Source organism: Chryseoglobus sp. 28M-23, assembly GCF_014789785.1.
Lineage (GTDB): Bacteria > Actinomycetota > Actinomycetes > Actinomycetales > Microbacteriaceae > Microcella > Microcella indica.
This window is the reverse complement of the sequence record NZ_CP061846.1, coordinates 34,882-54,323: the sequence shown is the minus strand read 5'-3', so window position 1 is coordinate 54,323 and position 19,442 is coordinate 34,882. Positions and strand designations below refer to the sequence as shown.

Below are 19,442 nucleotides of genomic sequence, written 5' to 3'. Positions count from 1 at the left end.
TGTGGGGGTGATGCAACCCGGCGCGACAGACCGTTTTCGGGTCGGTCCGGCACGCCGGGCTGCGCTGTGGTCGCGGGGCTATTCCACGAGCTGGCGTCGAAGCACGAAGCCGAGCCCCGCGAGGATGATGATGACCGCGCCGATACCGACTCCGGTCACGGCGTTGCTCGCCCCGGTGATCGCGAGCGTCGGCAGGTCGCAGTCGCTCTCGTCAGCGGCCCCGATCGTGAGGGGGAAGCTCACGGGGTCGCTGCCGGAATCGTTGAGGCTGTCCTCCGGATCGGTGAGCACGGCTGTCACGACGTAGTCACCGTCGGGCAGCGTGGTGGTCTCCGCGGTGAGTTCCTGCTCAGCGTCCGTGCCGTAGGCGAGGTAGTAACGCACCGGGTTCGGGTTCTCCTCCGGACCGGTCGAGAACTGCACGGTGATCGATCCGCTCGTCACGCCGAAGGGCGTGCAGACCTCGTCGGTCGCCGTCGCGCTTGCCGGCCAGTTGGCGAGCTCGGGCAGCTGGCAGCCGTCCGGGTAGGTGTTGAACGTGCGCTCGAGCGGTGCCGGCTGGTCGGGGGCGAGCACATAGCCGGGGTTAGCGACCGGCGTCGCGAGGACGTAGTCGCCCGGGTTCGCGGCGAACGTCTTCGACACCTCGTTCTCGCCGAAGGCGACCTCGAAGGGCTCGTCGTCATTGACCGTCACCCAGTAGGTGAGGCCCTCGACGAAATAGAGCGTGTAGGTCGCCGTGAGGCACGTGTCGACGTACTCGAACGGGTCGACGACGGGCAGCTGCTCGCACAGCTCCTCGTTGGGACCCTCGAGAGTGCCCGTGAAGGTCAGCGTCTTGCCGTCCGTCGAGACCTCGCGGCCCTCCGCATCGACGTCGGGGCTCTGGTCGAACGTCGTGTTGGCTCCGACCGCCGTGAAGACGACCGTGTAGTCACCGTTCTCCTCCACCGTCGTCTCGTCGATCGAGGCGAGCTCGGAGTCGAACAGGAAGCCGTCGACGTCGAGTGCCTGCGACTCGAGGCACGTGGCGTCGGTGAAGGCCAGGAACGCATTCGTCACGGGCAGGACGCACTCGTCCTCGCCGAGCGCCGGAGCAAGATCCCCGGTGGCCATGAGGGTCCGCGTCCCGTTGCTGAACAGGCTGCCCTCGGGAGCCGTGAACAGTACCTCGAAGGCGCCGCTTGTCGCCCCGTCGTCGATGACCGACCAGGTGACACCGTCGGAGACTGAGAATCCGGACTCATCCAGCGTCTCACCGCTGAAGCACGACGGGTCGGTGGTGTCCACTGAGGCAGTCGCGACGCCGCAGTTCTCGGTCGAGGACGTGACCTCGACGTCGAACGGTGAGGAGTCAGTGGCGAGCTCGAGGCCGTCCTCGGCCACAGCGGTCACGGTGTAGGTGTCGGCCGAGAGGCCCGTGAGCGTCGCGCCGGGAGCGAAGGTGCCTTCGATGCCCTCCACGGAGTAGCTGGCGATGCCGTCGACATCTCCGAAGACGATCGTGCCGTTGCCGTCGAGGCAGGTCTCAGGGGTCGGCGTGGCCGTGGGTGTCACGGGGCACTCGACGTACTCGCCGAGGTCGTAGGTCCAGCCGCCCTCGGGGTAGTCCTTCAGGATGTACGGGAAGGAGGCGTGCGCGGTGACGGTGAACTCGCCCTCGCGAGCAGCCTCGACGTCGACGATGTCGCCATCCGCATTGCGGACGGTGTACGAGACGTAGGGGTTGTCATCAGGCAGAGCGATCGAGCCGTAGGTTCCGCACTCGACGATGTAGCTCACGGTCGGCTCGATCGGGGTCTCCGCGTTGCACCCGGGATCGGTGTAGGTGTAGGTCGGATTCGGGCCGTCGAACCCCATGTTGTGCAAGAAGCGCTCTTCGAAGTCCCACGGCGTCACGCCCTCGGGCCATGCGGGCTGGTTGGGCCCGTTGAGCAGCGGGGAGGGGTTCGGGAAGGCGGTGCGCGAAGCGTAGATGTCGCCCTGGCCGCAGTCGACCGGAATGCCGTACTCGTACTCGCCGACCTCCGTGATCGCGACACCGTCGTTGATCTCCTCGGAGTCCACGAGAGTCTGCGTCCACAAGGACGTGGGGCTGTTGAAGGCCCACGCAGCCGCCGTCACGTAGAGCGGTGCGCACAGCTGGTCGGTGTAGTCGTCACCCGCGGGCTGGGTGACGGTGACGACGCCCGAGTTGGTGCTCGCGTCGTAGGTGTACGAGATGTACTCGTCGGGGATGCACTCCGGCGGCGGCGGGCAGTCCGTGGGTTCCAGGAACCCGAACGTCCACTCAGTCTGAGTCTCCGCGGCGAAGCCGTAGTCGTCGCTCGCGGTTTCAGCGCGCACCTCGACGGTCTGCGCGCTCGTCACGGGGTACGTGCCGTGCGGCGTCTCGGCGTACTCGCCACCGTCGATCGAGACGAACCAGACGACGCCCTCGACGTCGCCGAGCGTGTAGGAGCCATCGGTGTCGCACGTCAGCTGCTGCATGGAGGCCGTGGGCACGACGAGCTCCTCGGTGGGCAGATCGCCGCACGTGACGAACTCGAGCTCGTTGCGATCCTGGTTGAAGTAGGTGCTGTTGAACTGCACCCACTCGATCGTCCAGGTGCCGGTGAAGTACTGCCCGTACTCGAATCGCAGAACACCCGAGTCGAGCTCCTCCTGCGAGATGGGCACCTTGACGTCGTCGATGCCGAAGGAGTCGGCGAACTTGAGGAAGGCGTGGAAACCGGATGTGCTCGTCGGGTCCTGCGCCTGGTTCGCGTTGATCTCGAGGTTGATCTGGCCGCGCACGCCGTTGTACACGACGTCGACGTTGATGTGGTCTGCGCCATTCAGCGGGCGACCGGTCTCATAGCTGATCTCGACGCAATCGACGATCATCTCGGGCTCGTCGGGCAGCTGCGTCGCGCGGAAACCCGCGTGCGAGAGTCCCGCGTATGTGTGCACGTAGCTCGAGCCGTCAAATTCGCTCGTGTCGATCGTTGTGAGGTACGTGCCGCCCTTGACGCACACGTCGACATCCCAGCCGTCCTCGACGGTCCAGGAGACAGTGCGGGTGTCGGCCTCCCAGGTGAGTGAGCCCCAGGTCGCCGTGTAGGTGCCGTCGCTGTCGAGGTTGGGGCTATCGAGCTCCCCTGGCTTCGTGAAGCCGATGAGGCTCGAGTCGCACACCAGACCGCCCTGCTGGTAGGTCGTCTGTCCCGTCGGGGTGCCCGACTCGGGCGAGGGCAACGAGGCGCTCGGGGGTGTGGCCATCGCGGGCATGACGCCGCCCACCGCGAGGCCGAGGCCGACGATGACCGTGGTGGCTCCGGCGAGGATGCGCCGACGCAGAGAAGTGGCGCGTTCGGCACGACGGGTTGCTTTACGAGACATGGTGGTGCGCTCCTGGGGGGTTGGAGCCTCACGCCGCGGGGGTACGCAGCGCAGGGTGCTTCGGGGTCCGGCCGCTCTCGACATGGGCGCCGCGATCCGGGGAGATCATCAGCGCCGACGCGAGTGGTCGACGTCGGGTATTCGGGTTCGGGTGTTCGGGTTCAGGCTCGACCCTGCGTCAACGTCGGGTAGGCGCAGTTCGAGGCCGATAGGAGACTACTCGGTCCGCCCTTTGGGGGACAGCCTGAACCGACTTGTCTACCCCAGGACTGGGGAGAGGCATGATGAAACCTCAGTGCACGTACTCGAGCAGGTCGAGCCCGAAGGTGCGCAGGGCGTCGATCACGCGCAGTCGCCGACCCAGGTCGGTGTCCTCGAAGTGCACGGACACCGCGTAGGAGACTCCGGCGCGCGGCCCTCGCAGTACGCCCGCTTCCGATCGCACGCCGGCGTCCGTACCGGTCTTGTTGACCATCCAGGTGTTGTGCTCGACGCCTCGGTGCGCCAGCGGGTCTCGCCCGAAGGACCCCGCGACGAGCGAGAGGTCGCCATTCAGCGAGAGCCACCCGAGCACGCGCTGGCTCGTCTCCTCGTCGACGATGTGTCCGTGGGCGAGGGCGTGGAAGAGCCACGCGAGTTCGGCGGTCGACCCCACCGAGAGCTGCGGAGCATGGTCGGGCCCGCGTTCGTCGCGCACTCGATCCAACAGGGCTGTGCGGGCGAGCCCGAGCTTCTCCGAGCGCGCGCGCACCGCCGGCAGGCCGATCTGGCGCAGCAGCGCGTTCGTCGCGAGATTGTCGCTCGTCGCCCCCACGAGCGCCGCCAGATCGCCGAGCGGGAAGGCTGGCGCCTGCAGGTGCCGCCAGAGCCCGCTGTCTGCCACCGCGTCGCCGTCGACGCGGTCGATGATCGCGAAGTCCGAGACCGAGCGCTCCGTGAGGCGCGCGCTCACCTCGATGAGCAGCAGGATCTTGCCGACGGAGGCGGTGGGGAGCACGATGCGCTCGTCGACGGCGAAGACGCTCCCGCCTGTCGCGAGATCGCTCACGGCAACCGAGACCCTCGCACCTTCGAGAGCGACGGCCCCGAGGGCGCGGTACGACGCTCGGAACCCCGGCTCCCGCTGATCCGCCCGGTGGCGCGCCGCCGGAGGGGAGCCCGCGTGGGCTCCCGGCGTGCGCGTCAGGGGCAGATCTACCAAATGGTCACGCGCTCCTCGGGGGCGAGCCACAGAGCATCCGCGGTGGTGACATCGAACGCGTCGTAGAAGGCGTCGATGTTGCGCACGATCTGGTTGCAGCGGAACTCGTTCGGAGAGTGCGGGTCGATGGAGAGCAGGCGCAGTGCCTCCTCCGGCCGGATGGCGATCTGCCACGCCTGGGCCCAGGAGAGGAAGAATCGCTGAGCTGCCGTGAGCCCGTCGATCACCGGGGGCTTCGCACCGTCGAGCCACAGCAGGTAGGCCTTCCACGCGATGCCGAGACCGCCGAGGTCGCCGATGTTCTCGCCGATCGTGAGGGCGCCGTTCACGTGGTGACCGGGGGTCTCGCGCGGTTCGAGTGCGTCGTACTGACCGATGAGGGATGCGGTGCGCTTCTCGAAGGCGGCGCGATCCTCCTCCGTCCACCAGTCGAGCAGGCGGCCGTCCCCGTCATAGCGCGAGCCCTGGTCGTCGAAACCGTGCCCGATCTCATGCCCGATGACCGCGCCGATCGCGCCGAAGTTGGCCGCAGCATCCCGATCGGCGTCGAAGAAGGGGTACTGCAGGATGGCAGCGGGGAAGACGATCTCGTTCATGCCGGGGTTGTAGTACGCGTTGACGGTCTGCGGGGTCATGAACCATTCGTCACGGTCGATGGGCTTGCCCACCTTGCCGAGCTCGCGCTGGAACTCGAACTCGCCCGCCGCACGCACGTTCGCGAGCAGATCGTCCGGTGAGATCTCCAACGAGCCGTAGTCACGCCAGCGCACGGGGTAGCCGATCTTGGGGGTGAAGCGCTCGAGCTTCTCGAGAGCCTTCTCGCGCGTGGCCGGGGTCATCCACTCGAGAGTCGTGATGCTCTGCCGATAGGCCTCCACGAGCGTCGCCACGAGGGCGTCCATCTCCTGCTTCGCCTCGGGGCGGAAGTGCCGCTCGACATAGGCGGCGCCGACCGCCTCGCCCATCGCTCCTTCGACGAGGCCGACGCCGCGCTTCCAGCGCGCCCGCTGCTCCTGCGCTCCCGTGAGGGTGCGGCCGTAGAAGTCGAAGTTCGCCGCGACGAACGCCGCCGAGAGGTAGGGGGCGAAGGACCGCACGATCGACCAGCGCAGCCAGTCCTGCCACTGCTCGAGCGGGCGCCCGGTCAGCTCGGCCGCGAGGCCGGGGGTGTAGTCGGGCTGGCGCACGACGACCTCGGCGAGCGCCGTCGCCGGAATCCCGTAACCCTCGCGCCACGCGTCGAGCTCGACTCCCTCTGCCGCGCCCGACCACTCGGCCCACGTGCGCAGGTTGTAGGTCGCCTGAGCGTCGCGGTTGCGCACGTTGTCCCAGTGGTGGCCAGCGAGCGCGGTCTCGAGCGACATGACGCGCTCGGCACGGGCGGCCGCGTCGTCGAGGCCCGCGAGCGCGAGCATCCTCTCGATGTGCGCGAGGTAGGCGGTGCGCGTCGCCTCGTGCGCGTCGACGCGGTAGTAGGACTCATCGGGCAGCCCCAGCCCGCCCTGCTCGACGAGCACGATGTAGCGCTCGGGGTCTCCCGGATCGGTGTCGACGAACAGCTGCACGAAGCCTCGGGCGCCCTCACGCTCGAGGCGCCCCGTCGTCGTGAGAAGGCCCTCGAGATCGGCCACCGCATCGACCTGCGCGAGCAGAGGCTCCAGCGGGGCGGCGCCGAGCGCCTCGATGCGCTCCTCGTCCATGAAGCTCGAGAACAGATCGCCGACCTTGCGTTCGGGAGTGCCGGGCTCGGCGAGCTGCGCCTCCTCGATGATCGTGCGCACCGCCTTCTCCGCCTCCTCCGCGAGGATCATGAACGAGCCGTAGCGGGCCTTGTCGGCGGGAATGGGCGTGCGCGCCTGCCACAGCCCGTTCACGTGACGGAACAGGTCGTCCTGCGGTCGGATGTCTGGGTCGAGTTCTGCGCGGTCGATGCCGCTGGCGGAGGCGTCAGTCACGAGGATTGAGCGTAGTCGCGCTCGCCTTGGCAGACCATGACGAATATCGCCGGCGGTAGCGTGAGGGCGTGCGCGCCTCCCGAGCTCTCGACCGCGACATCGTGCGGCTCGCGCTCCCCTCGCTCGGTGCGCTCGTGGCCGAGCCCCTCTTCGTGCTGACCGATACGGCGATGGTCGGCCACCTCGGTGCCGAGCCGCTTGCGGGTCTCGGGCTCGCGAGCACGATCCTGCAGACCGCGATCGGCCTGCTCATCTTCCTCGCCTACGCGACGACGCCCATCGTGGCGCGGAGGATCGGTGCGGGAGACGAGCGCGGCGCGCACGCGGCCGGCGTGGACGGCCTGTGGCTCGCGCTCGGGCTCGGGGTGGCGCTGCTGCTGGTCATGCTGCCGCTGAGCCCCTGGCTCATCGGGCTCTTCGGCGCGGAGCCCGCGGTCGCGACGTCGGGCGGGCAGTACCTCGCTGTCGCGTGGTGGGGCATCCCGGGCATGCTCCTCGTGCTCGCCGCGACAGGGGCGCTGCGCGGACTGCAGGAGGTGCGCATTCCCCTCTTCGTGGCCGCAGTGGGTTTCGGCGCGAACATCGCCCTCAACGCCGTGCTCATCTATGGGCTCGGTCTGGGCATCGTCGGCTCGGCGATCGGCACCGTCATCGCGCAGTGGGGCATGGCGATCGTGCTCGTCGCGGCGGTGGTGCGCCGCGCCCGGGCGGCGACGGCGCCCCTGCGCCCGAGTCGCGTCGGCCTGCTCGCTGCTGCGCGGGCCGGCTCGTGGCTGCTCGTGCGCACCCTGAGCCTGCGCATCGCCCTCGTCGTCACCGTCGTCGTCGCCACCTCGCTCGGCACGGTCGAGCTCGCGGCGACCCACGTCTGGTTCGCGCTCTACGCGCTCCTCGCGCTCGCGCTCGACGCCCTCGCGATCGCGGGTCAGGCGCTCATCGGGCGCGGTCTCGGCGCTGCCGACGTGCCGCGCGTCCACGCGATCACCCGGCGGCTCGTCGGCTGGGGGCTCGTCGTCGGCCTCGCGCTCACGGGGGTGCTCCTCGCGAGCATCCCCCTCCTGCAGGTCGCGATGACCTCCGATGCCGCGGTGCGGGATGCCCTGCCGTTCGCCGTCGCGATCCTCGCGCTCGGCCTGCCGCTCGCCGGACTGGTGTTCGTGCTCGACGGCGTGCTCATCGGCGCCGGTGACGGGCGGTATCTCGCCCTCACGGGCGTGCTCAACCTGGCGGCCTATGCGGCGGTGCTCCCGCTCGTGACCTCGCTCGAGCTGCTTCTGGGGGCGTTCACGCTCGTGTACCTGGGCGCCCGCGCCCTCACTCTGGGAATGAGGGCGCGCGGCACAGGATGGATCGTGACGGGAGCCACGACCTAGTTCTTGAAGGCGTCCTTCGCCTCTTCGCCGGCCTGCTTGAGGTTGGCCTTCGCCTGGTCGGCCTTGCCTTCCGCTTCGAGCTGCTCGTCGTCGGTGAGCTTGCCCGCGGCTTCCTTGGCCTTGCCGCCGAGTTCTTCGCCCTTGTTCTGCGCCTTGTCGTCGATTCCCATGGTGAACCTCTCTTCGTGTCGTGGAGCGTTCGTGCGGACCACTGTCACGTTTCCACCGAGCGTCGAATCGCGGCACCCCCTTGACAGTGGAGGGGTGACATGTTCCGCAGGATCGCGCGGGTAGCGCTGGTAGCGTCGTCTCGATCTGCGCACCTCACCACCGCAGTCCCTCCCACGAAAGGTCGCAGTGAGCGCCACCCCTTCCTCCCGCACAGCGCGCCCGGGCCGCCCGAGTTCCTCCCGCACAGCGCGCCCGGGCCGCCCGAGTTCCTCCCGCACAGCGCGCCCGGGCCGCCCGAGTTCCTCCCGCACAGCGCGCCCGGGCCGCCCGAGCCTCGCCGCCTGGCGTCTCGCGGTCTTCGTGGTCTTCGCGATCAACGGTCTCGCCATGGCGAGCTGGTTCGCGCGCACGCCGGCGATCCGGGATGCGCTGCAGGTGCGCACCGACGAGTTCGGGGTGCTCATCGCGGGCATGGCGGTCGGGTCGATCGCGGGCCTCCTCGGCTCCTCCCACGTGATCGCCCGCATCGGCACGCGCGCGACGCTCCTGGTCGGCCTCGTCGTGAGCATGGGGTCGATCGCCCTGCTCGGCATCGGCTCCGCGGCTTTCGGCTCCTACCCGCTCGTCCTCGTGGCGCTCGTGCTGTTCGGGGCGACGACGGGCATCATCGACGTCGCGATGAACGTCGAGGGCGCGGGCGTCGAGCAGGCGCAGGGTCGCAGCATCATGCCCTGGTTCCACGCCTCGTGGAGCCTCGGCACGATCGTCGGCGCCGCCGCGGCCGCCGGGCTCGCGGCGATCGGTGTGGGCCTCGACGCCCACCTGCTCGGCATGGCCGCGCTCGGTCTCATCGCGAGCATTCTCGCCGTCCGGCATCTTCCCCGCCATCGCGCACTGCCGGGGCTCGACGATGACGGACCAGGCCCCGAGCGCTCGACCTTCGCGGAGCGCATGTCGATCTGGCGCGAGCCGCGCACGCTCATCATCGGCGCGATCGTGCTCGGCATGGCGTTCGCGGAGGGCAGCGCGAACGACTGGCTCGCCCTCGCGATGGTCGACGGCCGCGGTGCGGACGAGGCGACGGGCGCCCTGGCCTTCGGCGTCTTCGCGACAGCGATGACGACCGGTCGCATCGCGGGCGTGTGGGTGCTCGACCGCTTCGGCCGTGTGCCGGTGCTGCGCGCAAGCGCGCTCCTCGCCATGGTCGGCCTCGCGCTGCTCATCCTCGTCGACCACCCGGTGGCGGCGGGCATCGGCATCTTCGCGTGGGGCCTGGGGGCGTCGCTCGGCTTCCCCGTGGGCATGTCGGCGGCGGCCGACGAGCCGTCGAAGGCGGCGGCGCGCGTGGCCGCGGTCGCGACGGTCGGCTACTTCGCGTTCCTCGTCGGGCCGCCCCTCCTCGGCTTCCTGGGCGAGCAGTTCGGCCTGCTGAACGCCTTCTGGGTGGTGCTCGTGCTCATCGCGGTCGCCTTCGTCGCGACGCCGGCCGCGCGCGAGCGCGGCGCATCCCGGCACGCGACACCGGTTCGGGATGCCCCGCACTAGCCTCAGCCCATGACAGGTTCGCCCCGCTCGCACTCCGCCCTGCCGCTCGACCTCGATCTGAGCGGCCGCACGGCGCTCGTCACGGGGTGCGGATCACCCAGCGGCATCGGCTTCGCCACCGCCCGCGCGCTCGCGCAGCGGGGTGCCCGCGTCGCCATGACGGCGACGACCGAGCGCATCGAGGCCCGAGTCGCCGAGCTGCACGACGAGGGCCTCGAGGCGGTCGGCGTCGTCGCACGGCTCGAGACCGAGGCCGCCGCGACCGCCGCCGTGCGAGCCGTTGTCGAGGCGGTGGGCGCGACGAGCATCCTCGTCAACAACGCCGGCATGGTCGCGACCGGCGAGGAGATGCCGCGGGGCGACATCGGCATGAGTGTGGAGGAGTGGCGCAGCGCGGTCGACGTCAACCTCACGAGCGTCTTCCTCGTCACGCGTGCGGTCGTCGCGGGCATGCGCGACGCCGGCTGGGGCCGCATCGTGTCGGTCGCCTCGACGACAGGTGCCGTGCAGGCCGCGCGCGACGACCTCGGCTATGCGACCGCCAAGGCCGGGGTGCTCGGCTTCACCCGGGCGCTCGCGGTCGACGAGGCGCGCCGCGGCATCACGGTCAACGCCGTCGCTCCCGGGTGGATCGCGACGGGGTCGCAGCTGCCGCAGGAGGCCGAGGAGGGCGAGCTCGTGCCGCTCGGGCGCAGCGGCACCCCCGAGGAGGTCGCGAGCGCGATCGCGTGGCTCGCCTCCCCGGGCGCGAGCTACGTCACGGGGCAGCTCATCGTCGTCGACGGCGGCGGCTCCGTCATCGAGGAGCGCCGCCCGGGCCTCTGGGCCCGACAACCGTAGGCTGAGCGGATGCGTCTCGTCATCGCCCGCTGCTCCGTCGACTACGCGGGCCGACTGAGCGCGCACCTGCCGCTCGCGACGCGCCTGCTCATGGTGAAGAACGACGGCAGCCTTCTCGTGCATGCCGACGGCGGCAGCTACAAGCCGCTCAACTGGATGAGCCCGCCGTGCACGCTCGCGATCGAGCAGCCAGACGACGACCAGGCCGAGGCCGGCGTGGTCGAGCTCTGGCGCGTCACCCACGCGAAGACCGCCGACCTGCTGGTCGTGAGCATCCACGAGGTGCTGCACGATACGGCGCACGACCTCGGGCTCGATCCGGGCCTGCAGAAGGACGGCGTGGAGGCGCACCTGCAGAAGCTCCTCGCCGAGCACATCGAGCTGCTCGGCGAGGGCCACGCTCTCGTGCGCCGCGAGTACATGACGGCGATCGGCCCGGTCGACATCCTCGCGCGCGATGCGCGCGGAGCATCCGTCGCCGTCGAGATCAAGCGCCGCGGCGGCATCGACGGCGTCGAGCAGCTGACGCGCTACCTCGAGCTCATGAACCGCGACCCGTTGCTCGCTCCCGTCACGGGAGTGTTCGCGGCTCAGGAGATCACGCCGCAGGCGCGCACGCTCGCCGAGGACCGCGGCATCCGCTGCCTGCTGCTCGACTACGACGCGATGCGCGGCCTCGACGACGGAGTGCCCCGGCTCTTCTGAGCCGAGGCACTCTGTCGAAACGAGGTCAATCCGAGCGAGTGATCACGCTCGCACGGCGGTGCGGCGGCGCCCGACCGCGACGAGCATCGTGCCGAGCAGCAGCAGGGCGACCATGCCCAGCGCCGCCGACTCCGATGCTGCCGCGCCCGTGGAGGCGAGTGCGGCCGCCGGGGTCGCCACGACGACGATGCCGGTCGTGAGGCTGCGCACCTCACCGCCCGCGGCGACGCCGTTGAGCTGGATCGTGTGCTCTCCGACCGCGATGCCGCCGGGCAGCGGAAGGGTCGCCGAGAAGCGGCCGCCCGAGTCGACGAGGAGCTCGCCGAGCAGGTGCGGCGTCGAGAACAGCCACACGTCGACGGTGCTGACGGGCAGGAATCCGCTACCGGAGACCCGCACCGAGCCGTCCTCGGTCACGATGAGCCTGCCCTGGGCGTCCACGGGAAAGCTGCCGCCGTCGGCGTCGTACGCGGTGAGCGTCATCGTGAACCCCTCGCCCGTCATCGTCGTGGTGTCGCCGTCGACGGTGATCACGACCTCCTGCGGCACGCCGTCGACGAGCAGTGTGCCGGTGCCGGGCGGCGTCGTCGGGATCTCGGGCACGAGCCCGCCGCCGTCGTACACAGGCCGAACCTCGGGGGTTCCCGTCGCAGGATCGCTCGCCGCGCCGGGACCCGCCTCATTGACGGCACGGATGAGGATGCTGTGCTCGACGTCGTTCGTCAGGCCCCAGGCCTGCACCCGCAGGCCGGTGTCATCCATCGTTGCGCTCGTCCACATGACGCCGTCGTCGATCGAGAACTCGTACCCGGTGATCGGCGCTCCGCCGTCGAAGGCAGGTGCCGCGACCGTGAGGATGAGGCTGCGGTTGCCCGGGTCGACCCCGTCGATACCGGGTGCGTCCGGCACGGTGCGCGGCGTCGCGGTCGCCGTGCCGCTCGGGGCACCGTCACCCGCCTCGTTGAGTGCCGAGACGCGGAACGTGAGGGACTCGCCGTTCGTGAGACCTGCCACACGGAGCGTCGTGTCGGTGGAGCCGGTGTCGGCGACCACGACGCTCCAGGTCTCGCCGTCCGTCGTCGACTCGATGCGGTACCCGCTGACCGGGTTGCCGCCGTCCTCGAGCGGTGCCGTCCAGCTGAGGTCGACCGCCTCGTCGTCCGGCGCCGCGGCCAGGTCGAGGGGAGCATCCGGCACGGTGCGCGGGGTCGCCGTAGCCACCGTCGACGCGGGACCGGCTCCCTCGGCGTTGAGCGCGATGACGCGCACGGTGTAGGGAGTGCCGTTCTCGAGCTCCCCGATCGCGAAGGTCGTGGCGGTCGATTCGGTGTCGTCGACAGCGGTCGTCCACTCCTCGCCGTCGGTCGAGATCTGCACGCGGTAGCCGAGGATCGGCAGGCCTCCCGTGTCGGCCGGGGTCGACCAGGTGACCGTGAGAGATCGATCGTCCGGTGAGGCCGCGACGTCGCTCGCCGCGCCCGGTACATCGACGGGGGTGGCCTCGGCAGTGCTCGACGGCGCACCGGTGCCGGTCGCGTTGATCGCCGAGACCCGGAAGGACATGGGCACGCCGTTGGTAAGGCCGCTGACCGTGTGCTCGGTGCTCGCGCTGCCGGTGTCGGCGACGAGCGTCTGCCAGGCCCCTCCGTTCGCAGCGCCCTCGATGCGGTAGCCGCTGATCTCCGAGCCTCCGAGCCACTCAGGCGCCGTCCAGCTGAGCGCCGCCGACTCCGGACGCGGCGAGGCGGCGAGGAGCGTCGGGGAGCCGGGTGCCGTGTCGGGCACCGAGACGCGCAGCGTGATCTGACCGGCGTCCGTGAGACCGAGCGCGTCGACGCTCGCTGCGAAGACCTCCTCGTCGTCGATGAGGCGCGCATCGATGGCGTCGTCGTGCGCCTCGAACAGGTAGGCGCCGCTGGCGGAGTCGAGGCGCAGTGTTCCGTACTCGCCGGTGACGTACTCGGTGTACTCCTGCTCACCGATCGTCACGACCTCGGCGGTGCCGCCCGTGAGCGAGTAGGTGCGGGGGTCGTCCTCGGGGTCGGTCGCGAGCAGGGTGCCGGTGAGCGGCGTGCGAGTCTCGGGGCCCTCGGCGTTCGTGAAGGTCGACGGCGCCGGGTCGACGAAGGTCGGAGCGTCGTCCACGGGCGTGATGTCGACCGAGACCTGGCCGGTGCCGATTCCCGTCGAGTTGCTCTTCGCCGCGATCGTGATGGTACGGCTCGTCGGGGGGTTGTCCGACTGGTTCTCGTACTGCAGCTTGCGCGCGATGTCCTGCACGACGGTGTCGTTGACCTTGGTGCCGAAGACGCGAACGTTGTCGATGTAGAGCGAGGCTCCCGCTGCCTGACCGCACGTGGCGTCGTAGGTTCCGGAGACGAAGACGAAGCGGTACGTGCCCGAATTCGGAATCACCGTCTCCTTCGTCGTCCACGCGGTGTTGCCGCCTCCGGTCGCGTCGAGCACCTCGATCTGCGTGCCGTTCTGATCCACGATGTAGCCGAAGACGTGATAATCGTCGTCACCGGCGAAGGCCCGCCAGTCGAAGTAGATCGAGTCGCCTGCGCCCGACTCGAAGGGGTCGCTGTACACGGCGGGGCCGTGGACGACGTCGCAGCCCTGCCTCGTCCAGATGCCCGACGATTCGAGGCGCAGAGCGTAGCCGCCCTGGCTGGCCTGCGAGCTCTGGATGTAGGCGTTGTAGGAGCCGAGAGTGTCCGGCACGTTGTTGTCCTGGTTCGGCGTGTTGCCGGGGTAGGTCGAGGTGTCGGTCGGCACCCGCCCGGCGATGGAGGTCACGCCGAGGTCGATGCGCTGGTTCATGGTCGTCCAGCCCGTGAGGGTCGAGGTCTCGAAGCTGGGGTTGGTGAACTCGCTCGTGAAGTTGACACGCAGAGGCTGGCCGTTCTGCCCGTTGCGCACAGGGTCGACGGAGCCGACCGGGTCGGCGGTGGAGCCGTTGCCGAGGTACACCGCGGTGCCGACGATCGAGATGACGCCGTTCGCCGTCGATGCGCTACCGGTCGTCATGAGTGAGAGCGACTCGTACGAGGTTCCGCTGTCGACGGTGAAGTCGAGGTACTCCCCCGCGTAGGCGGTTCCGCCCGTGATGGTGACGTTCTCCGCCACCGGCACGGGAGGCTCCTGCTCTGTGTAGGAGGCGGGCGAGCCGCTGTTCGAGACGGACGGTGCCGCGCTCGCGCCCGTGGCAGGGAAGGCGACGAGCGCCGCGATGAGGCCGGTGGACGTGAGGAGCCCGAGGTGCTGCCGACGTCGGCGCCCCCCGTGGGTCGACGTGGTGGTGCGCATGGTGCTGTTCCCCCTAGCTGCAGCCGCTCGTGCGGCCACCGCGCCACGCCGTGCCCTCCCCCGTGGACGGCGTACTGCGACGTGCGCGCGTTCCCCGACGGTATCAAGAATATGAACTGAATTCGCGACCCCAATGCGGGGCCCCCCGAACGCGGGGGCCTCGGCTCGGGCGCTCTAGGCTGGCGGGATGCCCCACTACTCGGCGATCCTGCTCGATCTCGACGGCACGGTCACCGACTCAGCCCCCGGCATCACCGACACGCTCGCGTGGACCTTCACCCAGCTCGGGATGCCCGTGCCCCCGCCCGAGGAGCTCCTCCGGTACGTCGGCCCACCGTTGCTCGACTCGTTCCGCGACCGCGCCGGCCTGACCCTCGAGCAGCGCGAGCGCGCCCTCGAGGTGTACCGCGAGCGCTACCTCGACCGCGGCGCCTACGACTCGACCCTCTACCCCGGCATGGGGCTGCTCGTGCGCGACATCGCCGAGGCGGGCATCCCGCTCAGCCTCGCGACCTCGAAGCCGGAGACTCCCGCGACGCTCATGCTCGAGCACTTCACGATCGCCGAGCACTTCGACATCATCACGGGCGCCTCCGAGGACGAGGTGCGCAGCGCGAAGGCCGACGTCGTGGCCGAGGCGCTCGTGCGACTGCGGGCCATGGATGCCGACCTCAGCCGCCCCGTCATGATCGGCGATCGCATCCACGACATCGAGGGGGCCGCGGTGCACGGCATCCCGACGATCGCCGTGACGTGGGGCTACGGCGACGACGAGGAGCACCAGCACGCCCGCGCGATCGCCCACGACGTGGAGGAGCTGCGCGCCCTGCTCGGCCTCTGACCCCCCGGGCCAGAGCGCTCGGGCATCGGAACGCCCAGGCCGCTCAGCGCGCGAGGCGCTCCACGACCGCGCCGAACACGCGTGGCAGGCGCGCGGCCGTCGGCACGATGAGGCCGCGCGCGGGTGACGTCGCCGCCGCGAGCAGCCCCGCGGTCAGCACGCGGAAGTCGCGCGTCGCGCGCGCCCACGCCCGCTCGTAGCCGGGCAGATCGTCGGCGGCGAGCCGGTCGGCGAGCACGCTCGCCTGCGCGAAGCCGACGCGCAGGCCCTCCCCGGTGAGCGCGTCGACGTAGCCCGACGCGTCGCCCACGAGCGCGATGCGCCCCGCCGTGCGCGCCGTGCTGCGCTGCCGCAGCGCTCCCGCCCCACGCAGGTCGCTCGCCGGCGCGGCGCCGTCCAATCGCGCGCGCAGCTCCGGCGCCCGCGCGATCGTCGCGTCGAGGTCGGCGGGCCTGCCGCCCAGCACCGCGACGCCCACGGTGCGCTCGTCGACGGGCGTCACGTACAGCTCGGCGTCGTCGAGGTAGGTGACCTCGACGAGGTCGCTCCACGGGGCGATCGAGTAGTGGCGCCGCAACCCGAAGCGCGGCGCGCGAGCACGACCTCGCTTGGCGCGCGGCTGAAGGCCGGCGAGCTCCCGCACGCGGGAGTGCAGGCCGTCGGCCCCCGCGAGCCAGCGGGCGCGCATCCCGTTGACCGTCACTCCCGTATCGTCTTGCGCGATCTCCTCCGCCTTCTCGACCCGAACCTCGATGCCCGCCGCGTCGACGCGCTCGCGCAGCGCCGCGTGCAGCACGAGCCGGCGCACTCCGCGGCCGGGAGCGCCCGCGAAGCGGTGGGCGACCTCGCGGCGCGCGTTCCGGTACCGGATGCCCGCGATCGGGTGCCCCGCCGGGTCGACGCCGAGCGTGCCGAGGGCCGCGAGCGCTCCCGGCATGAGCCCCTCGCCGCAGGCCTTGTCGATCGGCCCCTCGCGCGGTTCGAGCACGACCGGCGTGAGGCCGCGCGCGTGCACCTCGAGCGCGAGCGCGAGGCCCACCGGCCCGCCGCCGACGATCGCGAGGTCGGCGTGCATTCAGCTCTCGCGCAGGGCCGCGAGCGCGCGGTTCTCGGTGGGGATGCGGAAGCCCAGCAGCAGGATCGCGTTGAGCACCGTGAAGACGAGCGCCGTGATCCACGCGGAGTGCACGAGCGGCAGCGCGATGCCCTCGATCGCGACGATCCAGTAGTTGGGGTGTCGCAGCCACGGCCAGCGGTACGGCCCGCGCGTCACGCGGGTCGCGCCGGGCACGACGATGACGCGCGTGTTCCACTGCTCGCCGAGCGCCCAGATGACCCAGTAGCGACCGGCCTGGCACAGGAGGGCGATGACGAGCATGGGCCAGCCGACCGCGCCGAGGAACGGGCGATCAAGCAGCACGACCTCGGCGATGCACGCGAGGAGGAGCCCCGTGTGCAGCACGACCATGGCGGGAAAGTGTCCGAGACCGTGCTCGACGCCGCCGCGCGAGAAGGCGAGGGCCGCATGGCGCTTCGAGATGACGAGCTCGACGAGGCGCTCGATGCCCGTGAAAAGAACGAAGCCGACGTACAGGATCACGCTCATGACAACTCCCGTTTCATGACCATTCCACCGTCACGACCACTCCAGCAGCACGAGCTCGGCGGTGACCCCGGGGCCCAGGGCGAAGAGAAGGGCGCGGTCTCCGGCCGGTCGCTCACCGACGGCCGCGAGCACGTGCAGCACGGCCGCCGACGACATGTTGCCCGTGCGCTCCATGACACCCCAGCTGATGTCGAGCGCCGCGGGCGCGAGCTCGAGGGAGTCTGCGAACGACTCGAGCACGCGGGGCCCGCCCGGGTGGGCGATCCACACGTCGATGTCGTCGCGCTGCCAGCCCCGCTCGGCGAGCAGTTCGTCGACGCCGGCCGCGAAGTGGCCGCCGATGAGCGCGGGCACGCCCGCCGCGAGCATGAGGCGAAAGCCCGCGCTGCCGATCTGCCAGCCGATCATCTCGGCGCTGTCGGGGTAGAGGGCGCTGCGGCTGCCGACGACGCGCGGCAGCGCGGTGCTGCGCCCGGTCGCGAGGGCATGCTCGTCGCCGACCATGACGACGGCCGCCGCGCCGTCGCCGAAGATGCCGGTGCCGACGACGTTCGCCATCGAGTGGTCGTCCCACTGCAGGGTGAGCGAGCACAGCTCGACGCTCACGAGCAGGGCGACTCCCTCGGTGTGGCCGGCCAGGTAGTCGGCGACGCGCGCGATGCCCGCGGCTCCCGCCACGCAGCCGAGCCCGAAGCTCGGCACCCGCCGCAGGTCGGAGCGAAAGCCCATGCTCGTCGCCAGGAGCGCGTCGAGGGAGGGGGCGCCGAGCCCCGTCACGGTCGTGAAGAACAGGTGGTCGACGTCGTCGACGCCCACACCCGCCTCCTCGAGGGCGACCCGCACAGCGCGCTGCGCGAGCGGCAGGGCGTGCTCGACGAAGAGCTCGTTGGTCTCGGTGAAGCCGCCCAGGCCCCGGTACTCGTCGAGCGGCAGAGCGAGGTGCCGGGTGCGGATGCCGCTCGAGGCATGGATGCGCTCCATGACCGAGCGCGTGCGGTCGTCCTCGGTCATCCCCGCGGCGAGCGCCGCCGTGATCTCCTCCTGGGCGTGCTCGTGATCCGGCAGCGCTGGGGCCACGGAGAGGATGCGCGCCATTCGCGCACGCTAGCAGGGCAGGGTGAGGATTCGGCCACGTATTCAGCACACCGTAGGCTCGATGATCGTCCGTCCCGACGCACCCACCTCGCATCAGGAGACCCTCATCGGCAGTCCGCCCAGCACGACAGAGATCCCGCTGCCGCTGAACCCCTCGACCGAGCCCGTGCCGGTCACCCGACGTCGGCCGCGCGGTCGACTGTGGTGGTGGGGAGTCGTTGTCGGGGCCGGGATCGTCTCCGGGCTCACAGCTCCCGGCCAGACCGCGGGCCTCAGCCCGCTCGTCGACCCGCTCATCACAACGCTCGACATCACCCGCACCGAGATCAGTACGGCGTACCTCATCGGCACTCTGGCCGGCGCGGTGGCGCTGCCGTTCATCGGCCGCGCCCTCGACCGCTGGGGCGCCCGCTCGGTCATGATGATCGTCGGCGTGGTCTTCGCGCTCCTCCTCGCCGCGGCGAGCTTCGTCACCGACATCTTCGGCCTCACGGGCGCCTACGCAGGGTTGCGCATGGCGGGCCAGGGGGCTCTCTCCCTCACGGCGGTCACGATCGTCGCCCGCACAGTCACCCACCGGTCTGGCCTCGCGCTCGGCATCACGAGCGCGATCGGCTCTGCCGGCATCTCGCTCGCGCCCCTCGGCGTCGAGCGGCTCGTCGCCGCGAGCGATGTCGCGACGACGTGGCGCATCGAATCGCTCGCGGTGCTCGCGATCGTGCTGCCGATCTCGCTGCTGCTCCCCCGCGACGCCCCGGGGCGGAAGGGCTCCGAGCGGCCCACCGAGGCCCCCGCCGAGGGCTGGGATCTTCGGCCGGCCCTGCGCACCGGCATGTTCTGGGTGCTCACAGGCGCGATCTTCTGCACCGGGATGCTCACCACGGCACTCGCGTTCCACCAGATCTCCATCCTCGGGCAGCAGGGCTTCTCGACCGTCGAAGCGGCCGCAAACTTCGCGTACCAGACCATCACGGCCCTACTCGCGACGCTCGCCGTCGGCTCTCTCGCCGACCGCATCGACCCGCGCTGGGGGGTCGTGTTCTCGATGGCGATGATGGCGGGCACGCTCCTCTTCCTTCCCTTCGTGGAGAGCGGTGTGCTCGGCATCCTCTACGGGCTCCTGCTCGGCGCCGCCGGCGGCGGGCTGCGGGGCATCGAGGCCGCGGCCTTCGTGCGCTACTACGGTCGTCGTCGCATCGGAACGATCCGCGGGGTCGCGACCTCGATCGGTCTCGCCTCGACGGCGCTCGGCCCTCTCGTCTTCGCGCTCGGCTTCGGGGCCACGGGCAGCTACATCGAGACCGCTCTCGTCTCCGCGCTCCTGCCGCTCGGCATTCTCATCGCGGCGATCGTCGTGCGTGCTCCCGTCGCGTCGTCGGCTCCGGTTGACTAGCGCCGAGCATCCCCAGCCCTGACCCTC

The 19,442-nt window shown here is 70.6% G+C and carries 14 protein-coding genes; 6 read left to right on the top strand and 8 right to left on the bottom strand.

The genetic code is table 11. The features are described from left to right. Window positions 1-78: 78 nt before the first annotated feature. From IE160_RS00240 to IE160_RS00230, 3 genes are all read right to left on the bottom strand, one after another. Window positions 79-3,381 (bottom strand): hypothetical protein, encoded by a 3,303-nt coding sequence (locus tag IE160_RS00240; protein ID WP_191151327.1) that lies wholly within the window; start codon window positions 3,379-3,381, stop codon window positions 79-81. A gap of 292 nt (window positions 3,382-3,673) precedes the next feature. Further along, complete coding sequence (locus tag IE160_RS00235) at window positions 3,674-4,429, bottom strand: serine hydrolase (RefSeq protein WP_224744500.1); 756 nt, start codon at window positions 4,427-4,429, stop codon at window positions 3,674-3,676. Window positions 4,430-4,575: 146 nt separating this feature from the next. Beyond that, window positions 4,576-6,537: a M13 family metallopeptidase gene (locus IE160_RS00230; RefSeq protein WP_191151325.1), complete on the bottom strand. Its 1,962-nt coding sequence runs from the start codon at window positions 6,535-6,537 to the stop codon at window positions 4,576-4,578. A 68-nt stretch (window positions 6,538-6,605) separates the two neighbouring features. On the opposite strand from IE160_RS00230, the gene IE160_RS00225 reads away from it, so the two are divergent. Further along, the gene (locus IE160_RS00225; protein ID WP_191151324.1) at window positions 6,606-7,910 is read left to right on the top strand and encodes an MATE family efflux transporter; all 1,305 of its coding nucleotides are present in this window, start codon (window positions 6,606-6,608) and stop codon (window positions 7,908-7,910) included. Here IE160_RS00225 and IE160_RS00220 read toward each other — a convergent pair. Next, the gene (locus tag IE160_RS00220) at window positions 7,907-8,080 is read right to left on the bottom strand and encodes a CsbD family protein (RefSeq protein WP_179872861.1); all 174 of its coding nucleotides are present in this window, start codon (window positions 8,078-8,080) and stop codon (window positions 7,907-7,909) included. The two genes, IE160_RS00225 and IE160_RS00220, sit on opposite strands and share 4 nt — an antisense overlap. Before the next feature lie 388 nt (window positions 8,081-8,468). On the opposite strand from IE160_RS00220, the gene IE160_RS00215 reads away from it, so the two are divergent. From IE160_RS00215 to nucS, 3 genes are read left to right on the top strand one after another with little or no spacing between them, the layout of a single operon-like run. Further along, the gene (locus IE160_RS00215) at window positions 8,469-9,626 is read left to right on the top strand and encodes an MFS transporter (protein WP_191151323.1); all 1,158 of its coding nucleotides are present in this window, start codon (window positions 8,469-8,471) and stop codon (window positions 9,624-9,626) included. Window positions 9,627-9,635: 9 nt separating this feature from the next. Then, window positions 9,636-10,466 carry an SDR family NAD(P)-dependent oxidoreductase gene (locus IE160_RS00210; protein WP_191151322.1) on the top strand — a complete coding sequence of 277 codons (831 nt, stop codon included), beginning with the start codon at window positions 9,636-9,638 and terminating at the stop codon, window positions 10,464-10,466. A 9-nt stretch (window positions 10,467-10,475) separates the two neighbouring features. Continuing rightward, the gene (nucS, locus tag IE160_RS00205) at window positions 10,476-11,171 is read left to right on the top strand and encodes an endonuclease NucS (protein ID WP_191151321.1); all 696 of its coding nucleotides are present in this window, start codon (window positions 10,476-10,478) and stop codon (window positions 11,169-11,171) included. A gap of 42 nt (window positions 11,172-11,213) precedes the next feature. Here nucS and IE160_RS00200 read toward each other — a convergent pair whose 3' ends face one another. Then, complete coding sequence (locus IE160_RS00200; RefSeq protein WP_191151320.1) at window positions 11,214-14,480, bottom strand: fibronectin type III domain-containing protein; 3,267 nt, start codon at window positions 14,478-14,480, stop codon at window positions 11,214-11,216. A gap of 187 nt (window positions 14,481-14,667) precedes the next feature. Here IE160_RS00200 and IE160_RS00195 point away from each other — a divergent pair, with 187 nt between their 5' ends. Further along, entirely contained in the window at window positions 14,668-15,321 is a 654-nt protein-coding gene (locus IE160_RS00195; RefSeq protein WP_191151319.1) for an HAD hydrolase-like protein, read from the top strand. Window positions 15,322-15,364: 43 nt separating this feature from the next. Here the strand turns inward: IE160_RS00195 and IE160_RS00190 are convergent, their stop codons facing one another. The 3 genes from IE160_RS00190 to IE160_RS00180 are packed head-to-tail and all read right to left on the bottom strand — an operon-like array spanning window position 15,365 to window position 18,022. Beyond that, window positions 15,365-16,396 carry an NAD(P)/FAD-dependent oxidoreductase gene (locus IE160_RS00190; protein WP_191151318.1) on the bottom strand — a complete coding sequence of 344 codons (1,032 nt, stop codon included), beginning with the start codon at window positions 16,394-16,396 and terminating at the stop codon, window positions 15,365-15,367. Continuing rightward, on the bottom strand, window positions 16,397-16,927 hold the full coding sequence (locus IE160_RS00185) for an isoprenylcysteine carboxyl methyltransferase family protein (RefSeq protein ID WP_191151317.1): 531 nt from the start codon (window positions 16,925-16,927) through the stop codon (window positions 16,397-16,399). It lies immediately after the preceding gene. A 30-nt stretch (window positions 16,928-16,957) separates the two neighbouring features. Then, a complete protein-coding gene (locus IE160_RS00180; protein WP_191151316.1) occupies window positions 16,958-18,022 on the bottom strand; it encodes a type III polyketide synthase in 1,065 nt (354 codons plus the stop codon). A gap of 61 nt (window positions 18,023-18,083) precedes the next feature. On the opposite strand from IE160_RS00180, the gene IE160_RS00175 reads away from it, so the two are divergent. Continuing rightward, window positions 18,084-19,415 (top strand): MFS transporter, encoded by a 1,332-nt coding sequence (locus tag IE160_RS00175; protein ID WP_191151315.1) that lies wholly within the window; start codon window positions 18,084-18,086, stop codon window positions 19,413-19,415. Window positions 19,416-19,442: the final 27 nt, after the last annotated feature.

Excerpts from the sequence above, each read along its gene's own strand:
- IE160_RS00240 (WP_191151327.1), bottom strand. The coding sequence starts at position 3,381 with ATGTCTCGTAAAGCAACCCGTCGTGCCGAACGCGCCACTTCTCTGCGT.
- IE160_RS00190 (WP_191151318.1), bottom strand. The coding sequence starts at position 16,396 with ATGCACGCCGACCTCGCGATCGTCGGCGGCGGGCCGGTGGGCCTCGCG.
- IE160_RS00195 (WP_191151319.1), top strand. The coding sequence starts at position 14,668 with ATGCCCCACTACTCGGCGATCCTGCTCGATCTCGACGGCACGGTCACC.
- nucS (WP_191151321.1), top strand. The coding sequence starts at position 10,476 with ATGCGTCTCGTCATCGCCCGCTGCTCCGTCGACTACGCGGGCCGACTG.
- IE160_RS00220 (WP_179872861.1), bottom strand. The coding sequence starts at position 8,080 with ATGGGAATCGACGACAAGGCGCAGAACAAGGGCGAAGAACTCGGCGGC.
- IE160_RS00185 (WP_191151317.1), bottom strand. The coding sequence starts at position 16,927 with ATGAGCGTGATCCTGTACGTCGGCTTCGTTCTTTTCACGGGCATCGAG.
- IE160_RS00215 (WP_191151323.1), top strand. The coding sequence starts at position 8,469 with ATGGCGAGCTGGTTCGCGCGCACGCCGGCGATCCGGGATGCGCTGCAG.
- IE160_RS00200 (WP_191151320.1), bottom strand. The coding sequence starts at position 14,480 with ATGCGCACCACCACGTCGACCCACGGGGGGCGCCGACGTCGGCAGCAC.
- IE160_RS00180 (WP_191151316.1), bottom strand. The coding sequence starts at position 18,022 with ATGGCGCGCATCCTCTCCGTGGCCCCAGCGCTGCCGGATCACGAGCAC.
- IE160_RS00175 (WP_191151315.1), top strand. The coding sequence starts at position 18,084 with ATGATCGTCCGTCCCGACGCACCCACCTCGCATCAGGAGACCCTCATC.
- IE160_RS00210 (WP_191151322.1), top strand. The coding sequence starts at position 9,636 with ATGACAGGTTCGCCCCGCTCGCACTCCGCCCTGCCGCTCGACCTCGAT.